17 protein-coding genes are annotated in these 20574 nt (G+C 60.8%); 8 read left to right on the forward strand and 9 right to left on the reverse strand.

Annotated features, from left to right (window positions below):
• The first annotated feature begins 19 nt into the window (after positions 1-19).
• The 5 genes from ACZ5WW_RS01520 (at position 20) to ACZ5WW_RS01540 (ending at position 5045) form a co-directional block, all read left to right on the forward strand.
• The gene (locus ACZ5WW_RS01520) at positions 20-958 is read left to right on the forward strand and encodes a tetratricopeptide repeat protein (protein ID WP_377169334.1); all 939 of its coding nucleotides are present in this window, start codon (positions 20-22) and stop codon (positions 956-958) included.
• Positions 959-1005: 47 nt separating this feature from the next.
• Positions 1006-1863 (forward strand): MotA/TolQ/ExbB proton channel family protein, encoded by an 858-nt coding sequence (locus ACZ5WW_RS01525; protein WP_377169336.1) that lies wholly within the window; start codon positions 1006-1008, stop codon positions 1861-1863.
• A 53-nt stretch (positions 1864-1916) separates the two neighbouring features.
• Complete coding sequence (locus tag ACZ5WW_RS01530) at positions 1917-2345, forward strand: ExbD/TolR family protein (RefSeq protein WP_377169339.1); 429 nt, start codon at positions 1917-1919, stop codon at positions 2343-2345.
• A 12-nt stretch (positions 2346-2357) separates the two neighbouring features.
• Entirely contained in the window at positions 2358-2837 is a 480-nt protein-coding gene (locus tag ACZ5WW_RS01535; protein ID WP_377169341.1) for an ExbD/TolR family protein, read from the forward strand.
• A gap of 207 nt (positions 2838-3044) precedes the next feature.
• Complete coding sequence (locus ACZ5WW_RS01540; protein ID WP_377169343.1) at positions 3045-5045, forward strand: prenyltransferase/squalene oxidase repeat-containing protein; 2001 nt, start codon at positions 3045-3047, stop codon at positions 5043-5045.
• A 213-nt stretch (positions 5046-5258) separates the two neighbouring features.
• Here the strand turns inward: ACZ5WW_RS01540 and ACZ5WW_RS01545 are convergent, their stop codons facing one another.
• The 4 genes from ACZ5WW_RS01545 to ACZ5WW_RS01560 form a co-directional block, all read right to left on the reverse strand.
• Positions 5259-6152 (reverse strand): nuclease-related domain-containing protein, encoded by an 894-nt coding sequence (locus ACZ5WW_RS01545; RefSeq protein ID WP_377169345.1) that lies wholly within the window; start codon positions 6150-6152, stop codon positions 5259-5261.
• An 888-nt stretch (positions 6153-7040) separates the two neighbouring features.
• Positions 7041-7931, reverse strand: coding sequence for an N-acetylmuramoyl-L-alanine amidase-like domain-containing protein (locus ACZ5WW_RS01550; RefSeq protein ID WP_377169347.1), 891 nt, complete (start codon positions 7929-7931; stop codon positions 7041-7043).
• Positions 7932-8036: 105 nt separating this feature from the next.
• On the reverse strand, positions 8037-8630 hold the full coding sequence (locus ACZ5WW_RS01555) for a TPM domain-containing protein (RefSeq protein ID WP_377169349.1): 594 nt from the start codon (positions 8628-8630) through the stop codon (positions 8037-8039).
• Positions 8631-8912: 282 nt separating this feature from the next.
• On the reverse strand, positions 8913-9716 hold the full coding sequence (locus tag ACZ5WW_RS01560; protein ID WP_377169351.1) for an SDR family NAD(P)-dependent oxidoreductase: 804 nt from the start codon (positions 9714-9716) through the stop codon (positions 8913-8915).
• Positions 9717-9960: 244 nt separating this feature from the next.
• Here ACZ5WW_RS01560 and ACZ5WW_RS01565 point away from each other — a divergent pair, with 244 nt between their 5' ends.
• From ACZ5WW_RS01565 to ACZ5WW_RS01575, 3 genes are all read left to right on the forward strand, one after another.
• Complete coding sequence (locus ACZ5WW_RS01565; RefSeq protein ID WP_377169353.1) at positions 9961-11526, forward strand: sensor histidine kinase; 1566 nt, start codon at positions 9961-9963, stop codon at positions 11524-11526.
• On the forward strand, positions 11516-14089 hold the full coding sequence (locus ACZ5WW_RS01570) for a PAS domain S-box protein (protein WP_377169355.1): 2574 nt from the start codon (positions 11516-11518) through the stop codon (positions 14087-14089). The genes ACZ5WW_RS01565 and ACZ5WW_RS01570 overlap by 11 nt, the downstream gene beginning before the upstream one ends.
• 234 nt (positions 14090-14323) lie before the next feature.
• Complete coding sequence (locus tag ACZ5WW_RS01575) at positions 14324-14677, forward strand: cupin domain-containing protein (RefSeq protein WP_377169357.1); 354 nt, start codon at positions 14324-14326, stop codon at positions 14675-14677.
• 26 nt (positions 14678-14703) lie between these two features.
• On the opposite strand, the gene ACZ5WW_RS01580 is transcribed toward ACZ5WW_RS01575, so the two are convergent.
• From ACZ5WW_RS01580 to ACZ5WW_RS01600, 5 genes are all read right to left on the reverse strand, one after another.
• Positions 14704-16131 (reverse strand): sulfatase, encoded by a 1428-nt coding sequence (locus ACZ5WW_RS01580; protein ID WP_377169359.1) that lies wholly within the window; start codon positions 16129-16131, stop codon positions 14704-14706.
• Entirely contained in the window at positions 16128-16907 is a 780-nt protein-coding gene (locus ACZ5WW_RS01585) for a PEP-CTERM sorting domain-containing protein (protein WP_377169361.1), read from the reverse strand. Before ACZ5WW_RS01585 ends, ACZ5WW_RS01580 begins: the two co-directional genes overlap by 4 nt.
• Before the next feature lie 77 nt (positions 16908-16984).
• Entirely contained in the window at positions 16985-18709 is a 1725-nt protein-coding gene (locus tag ACZ5WW_RS01590; protein WP_377169366.1) for a sulfatase-like hydrolase/transferase, read from the reverse strand.
• 53 nt (positions 18710-18762) lie between these two features.
• Positions 18763-20079, reverse strand: a complete 1317-nt coding sequence (locus tag ACZ5WW_RS01595; RefSeq protein WP_377169368.1) for a FecR domain-containing protein — start codon at positions 20077-20079, stop codon at positions 18763-18765.
• Complete coding sequence (locus tag ACZ5WW_RS01600) at positions 20040-20570, reverse strand: sigma-70 family RNA polymerase sigma factor (protein ID WP_377169370.1); 531 nt, start codon at positions 20568-20570, stop codon at positions 20040-20042. Before ACZ5WW_RS01600 ends, ACZ5WW_RS01595 begins: the two co-directional genes overlap by 40 nt.
• Between the last annotated feature and the right edge of the window lie 4 nt (positions 20571-20574).

Here is a 20574-nt window from a genome sequence, read left to right on the forward strand (position 1 = left end):
AGCCCATCCCACGACCCCCATGCAATCGTTCGCCCGCTTTTTGCTCCTCTTCGCCGTCTTCGCCGCAGGCTCCGCCTTCGGCCAGGCCATCGTCCTCAAGGACGGCAACCGCGTCTTCTCCTCCGAGTTCTCCATTCAGGACGGCAAGATCGTACGCACCGTCCAGATCGGTGAAAACAAGGCCACCAGCATCATCGACAAGAAAAACATCGACTCCCTCGAGTGGCCCTATCCCGCTGAGCTCACCGAATCCGCCGACCTCCTCGCCAAGGGCAAGACCGACGACGCCATCGCCGTCCTCAAGAAAGGAAAGGACTTCTTCGAAAACTTCGAAGGCATCGAAGGCAACTGGTACGTGGACATCTTCTTCGGCTACATCGAAGCCCTCAATCAGGGCGGCAAGTTCGACGACGTCGTCAAATCTCTCCCCTCCCTCCGCGCACTCAAGCTCTCCGACGCTCAGAAAATGCGCCTCCGTATCATCCAGCTCGACATCGAGCGCCAGACCACCTCCGACTACACCGGCATCATCGTCGAAGCCCAGAGCATCCTCAAGGAAACCGACGACTCCGCCATCGGCGCCTCCCTCTGGGCCATCATGGCAGACGTTTACACCCGCAAAAAGGAATGGGAAAAGGCCCTCCTCGCCTACCTCCGCATCCCCGTCTTCTACGGCACCCAGATGCAGCGCGTCCCCGAGGCCGAGCTCAACGCCGCCAAGACCCTCATCAAGATGAAGCGCTACGAAGACGCCAACGCCTTCCTCGCCCGCATCAGCGAGTCCTACCCCGGCTCCCCCGTCGCAGAAACCGCCACCAAGGAGAAAGCCGCCATTGCCGGAATGAAGAATGTCCCCGAAGAGGAGGCGGAAGCCGCCGCCGCAGACGGCAAGTCGGACGCTGCCAAACCCAAGGAAGGCGAACCCGCCAAAGCCGCCGACTCCAAGCCCAAAGCCTGAACCGTTTCCCAAGTCTGAACCCTTTCCAAAGCCTCAATCACTTCCCCATGCAAACCAACACTGCCACCAACATGACCCGCCACATCCCACACGGCCCTGCCCGCGCGTTCCTCTGCGTCCTGCTGGCCCTGGGAGTCCTCACTTCGTTCAACCTTTACGCTGAAGACGCCGCTCCCCCGGAAGGCGGCGCTGAGGCCGTCCACACCGAGTCCATGATCGACCGCTTCATCGAAGGCGGCTGGGTCATGTACCCCATCACCGCCTGCTCCATCGCCCTCGTCTGGCTCACCGTGGATCTCTGGATGCGCACCGGCATCAAAAAGGCCGCCCCTCCCGCCCAGGTCGCCCAGGTTCAGGACCTCTTCCGTGCCGGTGACTACGTCGGCGCCTACCAGTTCTGCAAAGGCAGCCCCTCTCCCTTCACCAACACCACCCGTGTCGGCCTCAGCTTCCTCGGTGACGGCCATGAAGCCACCGAAGCCGCTCTCTTCACCGAGCTCAACAAGGTCAACGCCGCCATCCAGACCCGCATCAACTACCTCTCCGTTATCGGTGTTTGCACCCCTATGATCGGTCTCACCGGAACAGTGACGGGCATGATGCGCGCCTTCTCCACCCTGAAGACCAGCGGTGCAGGGGACCCCGCCAAGCTCTCCGGCGCTATCGGTGAGGTGCTTATCGCTACCGCCTCCGGTCTCTTCATCGCCGTTCCTGCCTTCATGTTCTTCTACTTCCTCCGCAATCGCCTCCAGGTCTCCATGAGCGATCTCCAGGAAATCGTCATGGGCCTCTTCCGCAAGATGCCCTACCACCACCTCAAGGACGCCCACGTCGGTGAAGAAGAGTTCTACGCCGCCATTCCAAACTGGGTCGCAGGCGACGCTCAGGCTGTTTCTGCCGCCTGATCTCACCCCATCCTTTCTCTTACACAATACTCAACCCTTGACCTTCTAACACTATGGGCGGCGGCGGCGGCGGTGGTGATGGCGAACCGGAGTTCCAGATTGCTCCGATGATTGACGTGCTCTTGGTGCTGCTCATTTTCTTCATGAGCATCACCTCGGCACAGGTGTTGAGTATCGACAAGGAGATCCAGCTCCCCGTCGCCAAAGACGCCAAGAAAAAGGAAAAGGACGTTCAGAACGAGGCCAACATCAACGTCCGCTGGACGAATGGCAAGGCCACCATCCTCTTCGAAAACAGCTCCTATGATGTCGTGGAGCCCCTGGTCGAAAAGCTCCGGGCACGTCACGACGCCAACGCCAAGTACCGTGCCGTCATTCGCGGAGACAAACGTCTCCCCGCCATCGAAATCCAGCGCGTCATGAGCGTCATCGCCCAGGCGGGCATTGATGACATCTCCTTCTCCGCCTTGAACAAAGAGTAATTCCATCCCCTCATGTCTGCCCCCGGCAAAAAAAAGCATCGCGAAATCGAGTCTGAACAGCTTGCTGTCGGCTTCCAGATCGCTCCCATGATCGACGTGGTGTTCGTCATCATGCTCTTCTTCATGGTGATGGTCGGCTCCGTGAAGGTGGAGCGCGAGCTCAAGAGCCAGCTTCCCGGCCTCGCACCGCCCAGTGCCGACGCCCCCCAGGAAATGCCCGATGAAATCATCGTCGGAGTTGAAGAATCAGGCGCCGTCACCCTCAATGAAGAGGAGTTCGACAGCAACCGTCCTGACAAGTCCCTACCCGACTTCATCAGCACCCTCAAGCGTCTCAAGCAGGAGGCGGACAACCGCAACGCCAAGGTCATCGTCACCATCCAGGCTGAAGAGCAGGCCACCTATGAGCGCGTCATCGACGTGCTCAATGCCCTCGCAGTCGCCAAGGTCGCCAACGTGACCTTCACCGTCGGTGGCGACGAAGGGTTCTGATCAGGACTCCATTTTTTTTCACGATCTGCCCCCAAGAAATGGGCGGCAGATCGGTCTTCTATTTTTGAAAAGCACGCTTTCATGAATCCTTCGCAGCCAGGAACACCGCAAAACCCGCCGCAGCCTCCAAATCCAGGAGCCACGCAGCCCTTGCCGCCCCAGGGGTATCCCCAGGGCTATCCTCCTCCGCAGGGTTACCCCCCACAGATGCCCGGCTATCCCCCCGGCTACCCCATGCCCCAGGGCTATCCGCCCCAGATGCCCGGCTATCCCCAGGGCTACCCGCAGGGTTATCCTCAGGGCTACCCACCGCAGATGCCTGGCTATCCCCCCGGCTACCCCATGCCCCAGGGCTACCCGCCCCAGATGCCCGGCTACCCTCCAGGCTACATGCCGCAGATGCCCATGCCGGCCATGCCGCCGCCACCCGTGCCTTCCACCGGTGCCGTCCCCACATCCGCACCGGCTCCTAGGCCCGTCAGCACCGCCGTGCCCGTCGCAGCCATGCCAGTGCCTGCCGCTGTAGCCCCGGCCATGCCCGTCCCCAGTGCCCCCGTGGTCACGGCAGCCGCCCCCGCCACCCCGGCAGACGAAGGCGAAGCCGAAGCCTCACCCGCCTCCGAGCATCACGTCGGCGAGATCTACCACCCGCCCGCGCTCACCCACATCGAAATCGCCAAGCCGCCGAACAAGTTCGTGCAGCTCTGGCGCAAAGCCGGTGCCAGCTCCCTCCTGCTCAGCATCCTCATCCACGCCGGGCTCGGCGTCCTCGCCCTCTTCATCGTCTTCCAGTCCGGCGTCATGGACAAGCAGGTGGACTTCCTCCCCGGCGGCGGCACCGCCCAGGGCGCCGCAGCCAGCGCCGACCTGCAGCACAAAGTGCAGCAGAAGAAGCGCAGCTCCATCAACAAAAACATGCCCATGAAGAAGCTGGTGAGCACCAGCGTCAACGCAGCCATCTCGCTGCCCGAGGCACCGCCAGACTCCCTCGACATGCCAGACGTCAGCGCCATGATGGGCGGCGGCGCCCTCGGCGGAGCCGGAGGCTTCGGCATGGCCGGAGCCGGCGGCGGCTTTGGCAAAGGCATGGGCGGCATGGGAGCCGCAGGCGGTTTCGTCACCCTGCCACCCTCCATGCGCAGCCGCTGCTCCACGCAGGAGCGCCTTGAAAAGCTCCGTCAAAACGGCGGCACCCCCGAGTGCGAGGCCGCCGTGTCCGCCTCCCTCGAATGGCTCAAAGGCAAGCAAAACGCAGACGGCTCCTGGGGCCGCACCAACAAGTGCGCCATGACCGGCCTCGCCCTCCTCTGCTACCTCGGCCGCTGCGAGACCCCCGAATCCCCCTTCTACGGCGACAACGTCATGAAGGGCATCATGTTCCTCATCGAGGCGCAGAAGAAGAACAAAAACAAGCTCTTCAGCCAGGGTGAAAAAGGCAACGCCCCCGTCTATGAGCACGGCATCGCCACCTACGCCCTCGGTGAAATGTACACCCTCGCCCGCCTCGGCAGCAAGAGCCTCCCCGGCATGCGCGAAGCCTTCGAGCAGGGCGTCAAAATCATCATCGACAACCAGCAGGACAGCGGCAGCTGGGTCTATGACGGTGAGACCGGTTTCTATGCAGGCAAAAAAAGCCGCGAAGACCTCTCCGTCGCAGGCTGGCAGTTCCAGGCCCTCAAAGCCGCCAAGAACACCGGCCTCAAGATTGATGGACTCCACAGCTCCATCACCAAGATGACCAAATACCTCGAAGAGAAGCAGACCAAGGACGGCGGTTTTGGAGGAGCCAACCGCGACGCCCACTACAACCAGTGGTCCCTCTCCGGCGTCGGCATCCTCGGCCTCCAGACCATGGCCAAAGGCAAGACCACCCCCATCAAAAAAGGCATCAAGTTCCTCACCGACTTCATCACCGCCGAACCCCTCGACTGGAACAAAAACTGCAACCTCTACTGCTGGTACTACTACACCCAGGCCTTCTTCCAGCAGGGCGGCGAAGACTGGAAGTTCTACAACCAGCAGTTCCTCCCCCAGGTCCTCAGCGCCCAGCAGCCAGACGGCTCCTTCAAGGCCGGCCGCCCCAACTGGCCCGCAGGCGACGCCTCAGACCCCATCTACCGCCAGTGCCTCTGCACCCTCCAGCTTGAAGTTTACTACCGCTACCTCAAAGTCGGCGACCGCGAAGAAGCCTCCTTCTTCGACAAGTAATCAAAAAGCCCGCCCCCGCCACGCTTCGGCAAATCGCCCCTCCGGAAAGTACGACAGGCGCTCCAGCCTGTCGCCCAGCGTCCCCGCCACCACGCCTGCCAGCAGCGTCATCAAGGCACTCCCGCTGCGATTCCGAACGTGGCGCAGCTCCAACGCTCACGCTCAAGGCTGTTGTCCCACAGACATTCATGTCCAGCAAAAACGCCGCTCCCTTCAAAGCTCCACCGTACGGCATTTGGCCTCCAGCTGGTGGCAGATGCGCTGGATCATCTCCGCGCTCAGCTTTAAGGCACGCGCATCCACAGCGATGCTTCGAATCCCCTTCGGATTAAGCACTCGCACCTTGCCGGGTGGCACGCGGCTCGTCAGAAACCAGCCTGGCAGCGTGAGCACAGCCTGCACAGCCACTGCCGCGCCCACAGCACTCGTCAAAAAGGTGCTCAGCCGCTCCGCCTGCATCCTCGCCTGGTCCACCATCCTCGTCTCCGTCCATGTGGGAAAGTGGACGGCCTCACCGTCAAACACAGCATCACAGTCCCGTTTCCCTTGGGGGGGCGGGCGTTTGCGGCGCATTTTGGTTTCCACCGCAAAGACACCCGCCGTGGAGACAATCACATGGTCAATATTGCCGTACGGCTCCATCGGCAGATCGTGAAACACGCGGCACCCCTCAGCCATCAGCTGGTTCAGCTCCTCCGCCACAGCCCGCTCCCCATGAAAGCCCAGCCTGCAATTTGAGAGCTCCTCATGATTCTGGAATGCACGTCGCAGCAGGATGAGCAGCAAAATCGTGCAGATCACGAACGCCGCGACCGCACGGCTTCGGGAAATGCTGCTATCCGGAGACATCAGCAGCACCGCAGCCAGCATCGCCCCCGGCAGGATCATGGCAAAGGACAGGCGCTCTCCAAATTGCTCCGCAAGATCATCGATCCTCAGCCGCAGAGATTCTCCTGCAGGCCTCAGCAGCTTTTCAGAAATAGGTGCGCGCGCCAGTCTTTGGCGTTTCTCCCTGCGCCAGCGCAGCACATGGGCCATGCCCAGCACCGCGCACGACGGTACCAGCAGAGAGCCCACGATGATGTATAAGCTTGTTGGGGAAGTCATGAATGCCTCATCTTCTAGGTGCTTCTCCGGAGGCGGTCCACGGTCAATTTGCAAGGATGGTGTTCACCCCGCTGCATATCACCATCGCCTTCTCCCAGATTCACTCCCACCTCGCCCCTTGGCCAGCGTCAAGGATTGAAGTACGACAGGCACTCCTGCCTGTCGGCCAGCGCATCCCAATCACCCAAGACCGCCGGACCAACTCCTCCGCACTTAACAGAGTCCTCCTAGATCCCCCGGGGTGTCGCGCTTCAGCGCGGCTCCCCTTGATTTTACCAGCACCTCCTGGCAGCCAACCCGCCCCTTCTTCACACACCGCGACCACCCAACGCCCCACCGCCGCAGACTGCGTGACCGATAAGCATCCCCTCGGTGATTCAAATTCCGACTCCGTCTTTTGGGGATCGGTTTTGAGTTTTTTGCGGCCAATCTCCTCCCTCTCTCATCTCGACCTCAGCTTCTGAATCAGCGTCATATCAGCGTCTCATCAGCGGTTAAAAAAACTCCGCTCTCGCCCCCGCTCCTTCGCAACCCCGCCTCATCTCTGCGTCTTTCCAATCTCTGCGGTGCAGAATTCCTTTCAGGAATCATAAAAGCGTAACAGTCAGTCCCTCCTCAGCGGTTCAAACTCCGACTCCGTTTTTTTGGGGATCGGTTTTGAGCTTTTTGCGGCCAATCTCCCCCCTCACATCTCGACCTCAGCTTCTAAATCAGCGTCATATCAGCGTCTCATCAGCGGTTAAAAAAACCTCCGCTCTCGCACCCGCCTCATCTCTGCGTCTTTCCAATCTCTGCGGTGCAAATTCCGTCTCCAGGCTCGGTCCGGCCTTCCTCGTATTTCGTGTGTTCCGTGATTGAAACCTCCGGCTCTCCTCAGCCAAACAACCGTCAACGCTGCGTCGGCCTCCCCACCACGATCCCCGCATGACTCTTCACCGAGTGCAAATACTCATGGATCGTCTTATCAACCACCACCTTCTTATACGTCGCCGACGCATGCATGAACCGGCAGGCCCCGTCAGCCGTCCGTAGCGCCAGCCCCACATGAGAGCAGTACACATGCGCCCGGTTCGTCACGATCCCGATGATGTCCCCGCTTTGAATCCGCCCCTCACACGCAGCCACCTGGTCCTTCGGAATGAAATCAAACGGCACCTTCTCCAATCGTGCCTCCATCTGCCTCAGCTGCGGCACCAGGGCAGGGGACGCCCTCAAATAACGGTACAGCTTCGGATTCAGCGACATCTCATCATTGCCACGTCCCGTCAGCCTCACCACCGGCCCCACCTCCCGCGTCACAGACCGGATGTTCCCACGCGCCGCGTTGTCCGTGAACCACTCATCCAGGTAATGAATCCGGTCCAGGTAGTTCCCATGGCACACACCCCCGCGATACCGCGTCCACTCGATCTCCCTGAGCAGATCACTCGGCGCATAAGCCCGCTGCCGCCGCCCAATCATCCGCGCCAGCCCCAGCGACACCTCAAAAAACGTCCAGCAGTCCAGCCCCGTGAAATTCACCGAAGGCGACTCCACCCGGTCATCAATCTCCAGCGTCCACCCCACATACCGGATGCCCCGCAGCGCCAGCCCAAACTGCGCCACCCGCGCCCCCATCGGCAGTGCCGCCCAGTTCTCCGCCATCGCCCGCGCCACCACCTCCTCAAATTTCTCCCGCCCCTTAAACGTCACCGACTGCGGCAGAAACTCCCCCGCACGCAGCAGCGCAGGGCATCCGCCCATCAGACTCAGAGATAAAAAGCAGCGACGTGTCAGCATGGTCCAAAAGAGATTCAAAAATTTAAAAGCCCGGCAGAGAGGACCGCAGACACTCCTGTCCGCCTCATGAAAAAGCCAGCCCCCCAAGACATTTCAAACCCTACATCAATACAAATTTTCCGCCATCCCCAAAGCCCCATCACCCGCAGCCCCCGCATTCAACCACAGCGCCTCATCCACCAGGCCAAACTGCCTCGGCACCAGACGGCACAGCTCCACCAGCTGCCGGTCCAGCTCCCGCGCAAACGACTCGATCGCCTGCCCATACCGCCTCCGCCGCAGCGGCTGTTCCGCCGCCTGCAGGCACGATTGCAGACACGTCTCCTGCACAAACGGCTCCAGGCCATAGCCCACCATCGTCATCGCGCGGTCAGAGCCCGTGTCCACCAGCAGCATCACCAGCCGGTTCGCCCCGCCCTTGTCCACCGCGCTCGAAAGACTCCCGCGGTTGAACAGCCAGAACGCAAACGGCAGCAGCGGCGCCTCCACCGGCACCGCCATCAGCACCACCGCGATCCCCACCTGCGGAAACCGCCGCTCCACCTCCGCGATCACATGCCCCGCACGCCTCACCGCCAGCGCCCCCAGCACACCCGCCACATCCGCGATCGGACGCTGCAGTGCCGGAGCGATCCCAAACGCCCGATCCGCCACCTCCAGCGAAAACCCACACTGCCCGCAGGCAGCGTCAGTTTCCATCGCAGGAGCTCGGCAGGCAGGACAGCGCACACCACGAATGTACATCACCCCACCACCCCCGCGCAACGATCATTAGAAACCATCTCAGACCACGCGCCGCGCTCCGGACGTAGGTTGGTTGTGTTTGGCGCCCAGCGTTCCCCCACCTTCCACCACTCCCGCCGCCAAACCGACCGACCACCAGCGCATCCATACGCCCCAGCGTCCTCCGCACGCTGACAAACAGCCACGCCCGCCCATGCCGCAAAGGGCATGGCATGAACACTTCATCCGTTCCCCAGCTCACACCTTCGCACTTCGTCTTCTCAGCACCCACCGCAGAATCCCCCTCGGCATCAGCCGAAACACCCGCCCCGCGATCGACACCCCCACTCCCGGAAACACACACGCCCGAGCCGCCCGCAGCGCCCCCAGCGCCTCACCCACCACCTGCGCAGGCGGGATCCGCAGCAGACCCTGACCATCCCGGTTCGTGTCACTCCCATCCGCCCGCTTCGCCGTCTGGCTAAAGTTCGTCGGCGTCGGCCCCGGGCACACACAGCTCACCGTGATCCCCCTCGGAGCCAGCTCGATCGCCAGCGCCTCCGAAAAGCTCGTCACATACGCCTTGCTCGCCGCATACACCGCCAGCTCAGGCATCGGCAGCGTGCTCGCCAGAGAGCTCACATTCACAATCCCCCCCGGTCTCTCCATCAGCGGCAGCATCTCATGCGTCAGCATCGTCAGCGCCGTGATGTTCAGCTCAATCAGCCCCCGCGTCTTTTCCGTCGGCGAATCCGCAAAGCACCCGTAGTCGCCCATCCCCGCATTATTGATCAGCAAATTTGGCCTCACCCCATTTTCCGCCAAAAACGTGAAAACAGCCCTTCGGCCCGCCTCTGTTGCCAGATCCGACACACAGCACAGCACTTTTGTCCGCGTCCCGGACAGCTCCATTTTCACCTTTTCCAACGCCTCCCCCCTCCGCGCCACCAGCACCAGCACCTCCGCCTGCGGCGCCAGCTGCCGCGCAAACTCCGCCCCCAGTCCAGAAGACGCTCCAGTGATCACAGCACGGCACTTTTCGAGGGGAAATCCATCAGGCATACGGTCAGAAGTAGCCAAAAGCCACGCAGGCAGCAACTCGCTTTCCTCCAAATGCACCCGCGCTGCCCCCAGATCTGGCCTCCAAACGGCCGAAATCGGCCTGAAAATTGTCCAAAGCTATGCTTATATCAATTTACAGAAATTATAAATAATGTTAAATATGCGCTTATCTGATGATATTAATGGAACTCCATGACGCAAAAAAGGCGGCACTTGCGACAATGAACCCGCAGGGAGGCTCTGCATGTACTCCGTAGCAGGCAAAAAGAGCGCAGAAATGGCAGCGGTCGAGGAAGAACGCACCGCTCGGCTTTACCGCCTCTCCCAGAGGCGCAACCACATCCTCACCGACCGCCTCTTCGCCAAGCTCATGGTCATGCAGTGGCTCGGCGGCATCGTCATCGCCGTATGGATCTCCCCCAAGGCATGGAATGGCTCCTCCATTCTCCCGCTGTGGCATGTCTGGGCGGCCATCTGCCTAGGCGCAGCCATCAGCGCCCCCCCGGTGCTGCTGGCCTGGCGGCGGCCTGGGCGCGTGGTGACGCGCCATGTCATTGCCGTGTCCCAGGTTCTGACGTCAGCCCTGCTCATTCATCTCACCGGCGGCCGTTTTGAGACACACTTTCACATCTTTGGCTCGCTGACTTTTCTGGCCTTCTACCGGGACTGGCGTGTGCTCGTGACGGCCACACTGGTGGTGACAGCAGACCATCTGGTGCGCGGCGTCCTGTGGCCGCAGTCGATCTTTGGGGTGACGGAGGTGAGCCAGTGGAGATGGCTGGAGCACGTCGGCTGGGTGCTGATCGAAGATGTCTTCCTGATGATTTCGATCCAGCAGAACCTCACCGAGACCCTGGAGGTGGCCAAGCGCCGCAGCAGGCTGGAGAGCATCAATGCGCAGATCGAGCACCAGGTGATCGAACGCACGGCGGAGCTGACCGAGGCGCACAAGCAACTGGTCCTGACGTCCCGGCAGGCCGGCATGGCGGAGGTGGCGACGAATGTGCTCCACAACGTCGGGAACGTGCTCAACAGCGTGAATGTGTCTGCGGAGACCGTGGCCGGGAAGATACGGCATTTCAGAATTTCCAGCCTGAAAAACGTGGCCCAGCTCCTCAGGGAGCATGAGCAGGACCTTCCGGACTTTCTTACCAAGGACCCGCGCGGCAAGGAGCTGCCCGGCTACCTCGTCAAGCTGGCTGAAAATCTGGCCGAGCCCCAGAAATCCATCCTGGACGAGGTGAAGCTGCTGCAAAACAACATCGAGCACATCAAGCAGATCGTCTCCATGCAGCAGAGCCATGCACGTGTGGCCGGGGTGCATGAAACGCTCGATGTGGTGGAAATCATTGAAGACGCCATCAACATCTGCGGCATCAGCCTCACGCGCCATGGAGTGTCTCTGGTGCGGGAATTCCAGGAGGTGCCGCCAGTCGTGCTGGACCGCCATAAAGTGATGCCCATTCTGGTGAATTTGCTCAGCAATGCCACCCAGGCGCTGGCCCAGGCGGGAGATCTCAAGCTGCTCAAGGTGCGGGTCCTGCAGGGAGAGGGGGACTCCGTCCTGATCAAGGTCATCGACAACGGCGCAGGCATCGCGCCAGAAAATTTGACGCGCGTCTTTCAGCACGGCTTCACCACCAAGAAAGACGGCCACGGCTTTGGCCTGCACAGCGGCGCTCTGGCGGCGCGTGAAATGGGCGGAAAACTCACTGCCGACAGCAACGGCCTAGGCTGCGGCGCTGTCTTTACCCTGGAACTCCCTTTGTCGAATCCCCCACCTTCATCTGATGAAAAACATGACCGATAATCTCAACCGCCGCATCCTTGTCATCGATGACAACCAGGCCATCCATGACGATTTTCGGAAGATTCTCAGCGACGCAGATTCTGAAGATGCGGAGCTGCAGGCGGCTGAGGCCAGGCTGTTTGGCGCGCCGACCGTGATGCTCTTTGAGATCGACACCGCCTCCCAAGGGGAGGAAGGCCTGAAGATGGTGGAGAAGGCCATGGCTGAGGGGCGTCCCTATGCCATGGCGTTTGTGGATGTGCGCATGCCTCCGGGCTGGGACGGCATCGAAACGACCCAGCGCATCTGGCAGGTCTGCCCAGACCTGCAGGTGGTCATCTGCACCGCCTTTTCAGACTGCTCATGGAGCGAGATGCAGGCGAAGATCAACCCGCAGGACCGGCTGATGGTGCTCAAGAAGCCCTTCGACACCATCGAGATTCTGCAGATGGCCAATGCGCTGACGCAAAAGTGGCTGCGGCTGCAGGAGTCGAAGGTGGAGTTTGGTGATCTGCAGCACATGGTCAGCGAGCGCACACGTGAGCTGGAGGAGTCGCAGGCCGCAGCCGTCAGCATGATGGCGGATGCCGTGCGCCATCGTGAAAAAGCCGAGCAGGCCTATGAGGAGCTCAAGCGTGAGATGACCGAGCGGCGCATGCTGGAGGAAAAATTCCGCGAGCAGGCCTCCCTGCTCGACAAGGCGCAGGACGCCATCCTGGCGCATGATCTGGAGCATCGCATCACCTACTGGAACAAAGGCGCGGAGCGCTTGTATGGGTGGAGCGCGCAGGAGGCGGCCGGTCATTCCGTGGCGCAGCTGCTGTACAAAGACCCCGAAGCCTTCCAAAGGGCCAGCGAGCAGGTCATTCAGACAGGAGAGTGGGTGGGAGAGCTGCAGCAGATCAGCAGGGATGGACGCGGTCTGGTGATCGTGGGGCACTGGACGCTCGTGCGCGATGCGGCCGGGCAGCCCAAGTCGGTGCTGGCGATCAACACCGACATCACCGGACGCAAGAAGACAGATGAGGCTCTCAAGATGCAGGGACGGGTGCTGGAAAGCATGGCCGAAGGCGTGACCGTCTGCGATGAGGACGGCCTTATTGTGTTCAGCAACGACTCCTGCAACACCATGTTTGGCTATGAAAGCGGCGAGCTCATCGGCCAGCATTATTCTGTCATCCGCAACCTGCCGGCGGAGGAGGGGCGGCGTGCCATGGACGAGCTCTTTGGCGTGCTGCGCGAAAAAGGCGCCTGGATGGGCGAGATGGGCTCCCGCAAAAAAGACGGCAGCTCGTTCATCACGCGCTCACGCATCAGCGTGCTGGAAATCGACGGTGTGAGATCCTTTGTGGCCGTGGTCGAGGACATCACGGAAAAGAAAAACATGGAGGCTCAGTTTCTGCGCTCGCAGCGCATGGAGAGCGTCGGGCGGCTTTCCAGCGGCATCGCCCACGACATGAACAACATCCTGACGCCCATCTTCATCTCGTCCTTCATGCTGCGCCGCAACCTGCCGCCGGAGGACTTTGAAAAAATGCTCGCCAACATCGAGACCAACGCCCAGCGCGGCGCGGACCTCATCAAGCAGCTGCTCACCGTCAACTGCGACATGAGCGGCCAGCGCCACGTCGTGGAGATCAACCAGATCGCCAAGGACATGATGAAGATCATGTCCGGCACCTTTCCCAAAAACATCACCCTCACGGCCAGCACGCCCGAGGACATCTGGCCCGTCATGGGAGACCCCACCCAGCTCCATCAGGTGCTGCTCAATCTGTGTGTCAACGCCCGCGATGCCATGCCTGCCGGCGGCGTGCTCACGCTGAACATCGAAAACACCCGTCTGGACGAAAACTTTGCCGCGATGAATGTGGACGCCAGGCCCGGCCCCTATGTGCTGATCCGTGTTTCAGACACCGGGGAAGGGATCGCCCCCGAGGTGATCGACAAGATCTTTGATCCCTTTTTCACGACCAAGGAAACAGGCAAGGGCACCGGGCTGGGCCTTTCCACGGTGATGGGCATCGTCAAAAGCCACCAGGGATTCGTCAATCTGCGCAGCCGTGTGGCCATGGGCAGCGTGTTTGAAATCTATCTCCCGGCCACACCCGATGCGGTGGCCATGAGCAGCGCCGCCCCCGACATGCAGGCGCCGCGCGGGCAGGGAGAGCTCATCCTCGTCGTGGACGATGAAGAGGTCATCCGCGATGTCGTGCAGAAGACCCTCAGTGCGCATGGCTACCGAGTCATCACCGCGGGAGACGGCACCGAGGCCATCGCGCAGTTTTCGCAGAACCGCGGGGAGATCAAAGCCGTGCTGACCGACATCATGATGCCCTTCATGGATGGCGTCACGCTTTCACGCACCCTGAAGAAGATGGACCCCACCATCCAGATCATTGCCACCAGCGGCATGGGCAGCGCCAAAGGACGGCAGGACAAGGCCGCCGCGCTGGCCTCGCTGCAGATCAACACCTTTCTCAACAAGCCGTACTCGGCCAACGAAATCCTCACCGCCATCGGCGAGCTGCTCGCTTCCGATCGCTCACCCCAGCCCTCCTCAGAGCTGGGGCTGGTGGCCTAGGCCGCTTACAAAATCCTTTTCGGATGGTCCGTCCGCGTGGCGGGGCATCCGTGCGGTGGGCATGTCTGCTGTTTTCCAATGGCAGGCGGCTCACTCTGACGGCTGCGGTGCTGGCCGGAAGCCAAGGGCCGTCTTGTTTTGAGAGCCGGAGTCAAAGAGCTGCCAGAATGATCTGCCGGACGTGCATTTTCAAGTGGCGGGACCGGCGGTAGCAACGAGTCTGGAGGAAAGCCCATGACCCTCAATCAGCTCTCCAAGCAGGCCCCTTTCACCACCAAGGACGGCAGCACCATCCGCAGCATCCTGGACCGCACCAACGCCCCGGTGCAAAATCAGAGCCTCGCCGAGGCCACCGTTCCCGTAGGCCAGCCAACCGACCGCCACTACCACAAGCTCAGCGAGGAGTTTTACTTCATCCTCGAAGGGCAGGGGACCATGGAGATCGACAGCGAGACCCGCCCTGTAGGTCCCGGAGACGCCATCCTCATCCCGCCCGGCGCCTGGCACCAGATCACCGCTACGCAGACGCTGCACTTTCTTTGCTGCTGTGCGCCGCCGTATGCGCATGAGGATACCTATTTTCAGTAACTGAGCGCTTTCCAATCCAGAGGGGCTCACTTTTTCTTACGATTGAGTTTCGGAGCCGTTGATGCGCCGACTTCCTGGCGCCAGGCGTTGAGCTTAGCGAGAAGGCGATCACGGTCTGCGGGGCGTTCGGTGGCGAGGTTTTTGGATTCTCCCACATCAGTTTCGAGGTCGTAGAGCTCGACTTGTTTTTGTTCGGGAAAGTCGATGAGCTTCAGGCTGCCGATGCGAATCGCTGATGAAAACCAGTCTCCCGTGCTTGTGGGGCGAGGGGCGGGATTGTGCCAGAAAAAGGTGTCGCGAGAAGGGATGGATATTCCCTGCAACAGGCCTATGAGGCTGATGCCGTCGGTTCCAGCGTTTGCCGGTGTGGCGATGCCTGCCATCTCCACGAGAGTGGGGAACAGATCGAGCGACCACACGGGAGTGGCTATCTCCGTGCCGGGCTTCGTATGGCCGGGCCAGCGAATGAGCAGGGGGATGCGCAGGCCACCTTCATAGAGGTGTCCTTTGCCTGCGCGCAGTGGGCGGTTTGAAGTAGCCACCTCGCGCTTGCTTCCCCGCGAGCTGAGGCCGCCGTGGTCGCTGGCGAGGATGACAATGGTGTTGTCTTCGATGCCCAGCTTTTTTAGCTGGTTCAGCAGGCGGCCCACGCCGTGGTCCACGCTCTCGATCATTGCGGCGTAGGTGGCGTTGTTCTGCACGAGGAGGTTTTCGCCGGCGCTTTCCTTTTCCCATTCGGCAGCGGGCTTGGGCATCGTGACGAGCTTGTCGGAGTAGCGCCGGGTGAGGTGAGGCTTGGCTTCGATGGGGGTGTGCACTGCGTAGTGGGCCAGCACGGCGCAGAAGGGCTTGTCCTTATGCGTGTCGATGAACTTCAGGGTCTCCTGAGTAAGCCGGTCGGCGAGGTATTCACCCTCGGGGGCGTCATCGAGACCGACGATGTCGTCTTTTTCGTCGCCGCCACCACCACCTTTGCTGCGTGAAGTGTTGTAGGGTGCAAAGTGGGACTTTGTCGCACCTGCGGCACCCGCGGCGACGATGGTGTCAAAGCCGACCTTGTCGGGATTGGACGGACCTTCGCCCAGATGCCACTTTCCGCAGTAAAACGTCGAGTAGCCTGCATCTTTGAATGCCTGGCCGATGGTTGCATCCCGGTCGGGTTCAACATGAGGACTGTCTTTCTTTCCCTGTACACGGGCGGGGTGTTTGCCAGTAAAGATGCCAAAACGCGATGGCACGCAGCGAGGATATGCCACGTAAGCCTGGGTGAACTTCGCGCCGCTCGCGGCCAGGCGGTCCATGTTTGGTGTCTCGTAGAGTGCGGAACCGTAACAGCCCAGATCATGGGAACCGAAGTCATCAACAAGGATGAAGAGTACATTTGGGCGAGTCTCTGCTGCAAAGCATGACTGCAGCAAAAAGATGACGGAAAGGAGGATGGAGAAGCATTTCATGGGCGGCGGTGGCGAAGAATCATGGCCACCAGTCCGGCGGCAAGCAGCAGTGTGCGTGAGGGCTCAGGTGTGAGTGACGCCGTCGTAGTGAAAACGGCCCCGATGGCGGCAATGTCCGAAGGAGTGGTTGTAAAGGGATTGCTTGACGACCAGGTGCTGCCTGTCACACCTGTGCTGTAGCTGAGCAGGCGGCCACTGGATGCGGCGGTTGAGTTCGGTGTGATGTAGTTCGAGTCGAGCGTGAATGCGCCGCCAAAGCGGGTTGTCGCGGCTTCGATGGCCATGGCGCTGGTGAGATTGCTGCCGAACAGGTAGGACAGGTTGGCGGCTGATGCGGAAGCACTTGCCTGGGAGGCGGTGTTTGCCACGGTAATTGTTTCCCCGGCTCCCGAGCGGAGGATGTAGAGGGCGCTGCTGGCGGTCAGGGTACTATTGGCAGCAAGCACATTGAAATCATAGGTGCCTGCAGTGATCACGGAGGTGTAGGAAAGATAGGAGGCAAAACTTTGCTCTACGCTGAGACTGGTGGAGACGCCCGAACTTCCCTCGGTGCCCGACCACGAGTAAGTGAGCTGGTTTTGAGCGAAACTCTTGTTTGAAGCGGTGGCGACGACCACATAATCACCTGCCATCACGGTGACGCCGGAAAAGGTGGTGTTTCCGGTTGTGGCGTTGTCAGATGCGATCTGAGGAGAGCCCACGAGGGTGATCGAGGCGTGGAGCGGTGCAGAAAGGAGCAGACCTAGTGCAAGGCAATAAAACAAACGGGACTTCATGGTGGGTGTCTGAATTCACTGCCGGCCAGAGGTTCGTTTGCCGGTCTTTCGAAACATTTTTCAGTTTCTGGGCTGGGTTACTTTTTGGATCCGCCGATAAACTCTTCGCGGCTCACAAATCCGTCTTTGTCCTTGTCCTGTTTGGTGAAGCGAGCTTTGGCGGAATCTGAATCGCCGCCCTGGCCTGAGAGGTATTCATCAAGCGTGAGCCGTGCCTTGCCGGGATAGAGGCGGTCATAGCGTTTGTCGCGGGGCTCGTTGGGGTCATAGGACATCGCCTTCTTTTTGGGGGAGTGAGCAGGTTTGGCAGTCTTGGGCGGTTGCGCATCTGAGCCGGGAGGAGGCAGATGTTTCTTCAATGAAGCGATGAGTTCTGCATGCTCGGGCTTGCTGGCGAGGTTCACGGTTTCGTTCGGGTCGTTTTTCTCGTCGTAGAGTTCGATGAAGCCTATGTCTTCACCTCCGCGCTTGCGCCAGAAGGTGCAGCGCCAGTCTTCGGTGCGGATGCTGTAGCCCATGAGAGAGCCGCCGTGCTCTTTGGATGATTTGGGGTACTGGCTTATGGCGGGCTTTTGCATCGGCGCATCAGGATTCTGAAGGTATGGCTTCAGGCTGCTGCCACCGAGGCCAGAGGGAATGGGCAGACCGCAGACGTCTGCGAGAGTGGGATAGACATCGACAAACTCCACGGGGGCGGCGCAGTGGCGGCCTGCGTTGACGCTACCGGGCAGGCTGATGAGCAGTGGGGAACGAGCGGCGATTTCAAAGTTGGTGTGTTTGTGCCAGAGTCCGTGATCACCGAGCTGCCAGCCGTGGTCGCCCCAAAGGATGATGATGGTGTTGTCCGCCAAGCCCTCCTTCTCCAGCGCATCCAGCAGGCGTCCGACCTGGGCGTCTGTGTAGCTGATGCAGGCGTGGTAGCCGTGGCGCAGAGTTTTGGCAAAGTCGGCAGGAATGGGATTCTCGGCTGGCACGCCGAGGTAGGCATGAACCTCGCTGTTGGTATGTCCTACAAAGTCCGGCGTGCCGGTGGGCATGTGATCGATCGCCGGTGGCGGAATGGCGTTTGCATCATGCATGTCCCAGTATTTTTTGGGCGCCACGAAGGGCAGGTGCGGCTTTACGAATCCGACAGCGAGGAAGAAGGGCTCGCCCCTGGCTTTGAGAGTGCTCAGCCGTCTCACGGCCTCGGCAGCGGTGGCTCCGTCAGGCAGCTCGTCATCCGACTTTGGGCTGACCTCATAGGCTGGGCCGGTCTTGATTTTGCCCTTCGAGTTTTTCTTGCCCTCGGTTTTGGAAACGGGATTCGCATACTCGCTTTGTACTCCGTCGAAGCTGGTGATGGTGTGCTTTGTCCAGTCGGCAGGGTCCACGCTGACCAACTGCCCGCTGGCAAACCAGCGCGGCTCCGACCAGGAGCGGCCGTCTTCAAAACCATGATGCTCCAGTTTGCCGAGCGCCACAGTGTGATAGCCACTCTCACGAAAGTACTGAGGAAGCGTGACGCAGTCCGGCTGCGCAGCACGGAAGTGGGTGTTGAGATCCCAGACCTTCGTCACATCGGGCCGCAGGCCGGTGAGAATGGCCGTGCGCGAGGGACTGCACACCGCCTGCTGGCAGTAGGCCTTGTCAAAAACAATGCCGCGCGCCGCGAGGCGGTCGATGTTGGGTGTCTTTGCATGCGTGGCTCCATAGCAGCCAAGGTCGGGCCGCATGTCATCAATGGCGATGAAGAGTACGTTGGGGGCCGCAGGTGCAAGCAGCGGGCAGATGGCGATGAGAAGAATGATGAAGCGGTGCATGATGGCTGGTTGCATGAAGCACTGCCGCTGCCGTCTTCAGTTGCCGGAAAAAATCACTTCACCGCGATGCCATACATGGCGCGATGAACTGCATCTCCTGCCGGATAGGGCGGTCCCAGGGTGACGGAGCCTGCAGATGGCTGGATTTTTTTCCAAACCGTGTAGTCCACATGAATCTCCCCGCTGCCATCCGCAGTCATGCCCTGAACGACCGGATTGTCCGCCCACGGTCCGCTGCTAAGCCGGAGGCCTGTGTCTGTAAAGTCTCGCCGTACCCAGTCCGGCACCTGGCTGCGGGAGTCGAGCATCACGTACACCGTGCATGCGCGTGAGACCTTGACCTGGAGTTGCAGTTCACGCTCATGGCGGTCTGCGGAGAAAGTGCCGATCACGTCTGCACCGAGGAGTTCCTCTGGAAAACTTTCTCCGGGCAGAGCATGCCAGCGTGGCCTGCCAAGCGTGGAGTAAGGACGTACCCCGGGATGCATCGCGCCACGCTGGAGGGTGTAAAAGCTGCGGAAGTCGTCTCCTTCAATGTTGTCAGACACACCTGTCACCAACGCATCGGGCGGAGGTGGGGCGAGAATGAAGGCGCTCTCTCCGCGTGTCGCGATCAATGCCTGACGTCGGATGATCGCCTGCGAGCTCACACGCACGGAATCTCCAGCATGCAGGGTGACGGCGTTGCTATTATGACTAGAGCCTTTGGGTTCGTGCACCTCCACCTTGCCCTGAAACACCGCCACATCTGTGTCTCCATCATCCAGCACGTTTACACCGAAACGGGTGCCAAGGTCCACGACATGAGCGCTGGGCGTGTCGAGTGTGAACCCGCTGCCTGCAGGGCCTACGTCCGCCGTCACACTGCCAGCCAGCACCTGCGCGCGCATCGCATCTTCAAAGCGCATGCGCACTGGAGCCACGAGATCCAGCACCACGCCATTTGTAAGGCCGAGCTGCAATGTTCCGGTTTTCAAGTCGAGCAGACTCAGGCTTTTCACCTGGCCGACCCGCCACTCTCCGGAGCTGGATGCGAGCACGCGGGCCTCTACACCGTTGCCTTGCAACCAAAATACGCCCAGTGCGACAGCGGCAGCCGCAGCGAGCCATTTCACCCCCGTGCGCCAGCGTGCCGGCGCGGGCCTGGCCCTGGGGACCGAAGGATTGACCGACGCCAGCAGGGCGGAGTCCACATTGGCATGGCTTAAAAACTCACGACGCAGCGCGGTATCTGCCCGCAGGCGTTTCTCCAGCAGAAGAACTTCATCCGCCGTGGCCGCACCCGCGAGATAGCGTGCGATGAGGTCCATGTCCTTTTCGTGCTCCGGGCTCATGCCAGCTCCTCCCTGGAGAGCTGCTTTCTGGCGCATTCGATCAGTGCCATGCGAATGCGGTGGAGCGTCTTGTACAGCGCCATGGCGGTGCGCCCGAGCTGCTGTGCCAGCATATCGATGCGCACGCCGGGTGCGTAGGCGCTCTCTACGAGGCTGCGCTGCTCATGGGGCAGCTTTTGCAGGCACACATCCAGGGCTTTGCGCTCTTCCACCAGATCATCCGCAGCCTCCTCCGCCTCAGCCGCGAGCAGTTCGAACATTTCGTCTCCAAACACATGGCGGTCACGGCGGCACTTGCGCAGGTATTCCAAGGCCTCCAGACGTGCCACGCCGAAGGCCCAGCGGCGAAAGTCTTCATGCGAACTTAGGGTGTGGAAGCGCTTCCACAAGGCGGCGGCCACCTCCTGCATCACATCCTGGGCATCCTGCAAGGCAGGCACCAGCGAACGCACGTAGCCGCGCAGTGACGGCTCATGCTCCACGTAGAGACGGAGGAAAGGAGCATGGGTTTGGAAATCGCCGGGCATGTAC

It is taken from the genome of Prosthecobacter fluviatilis (assembly GCF_055388355.1).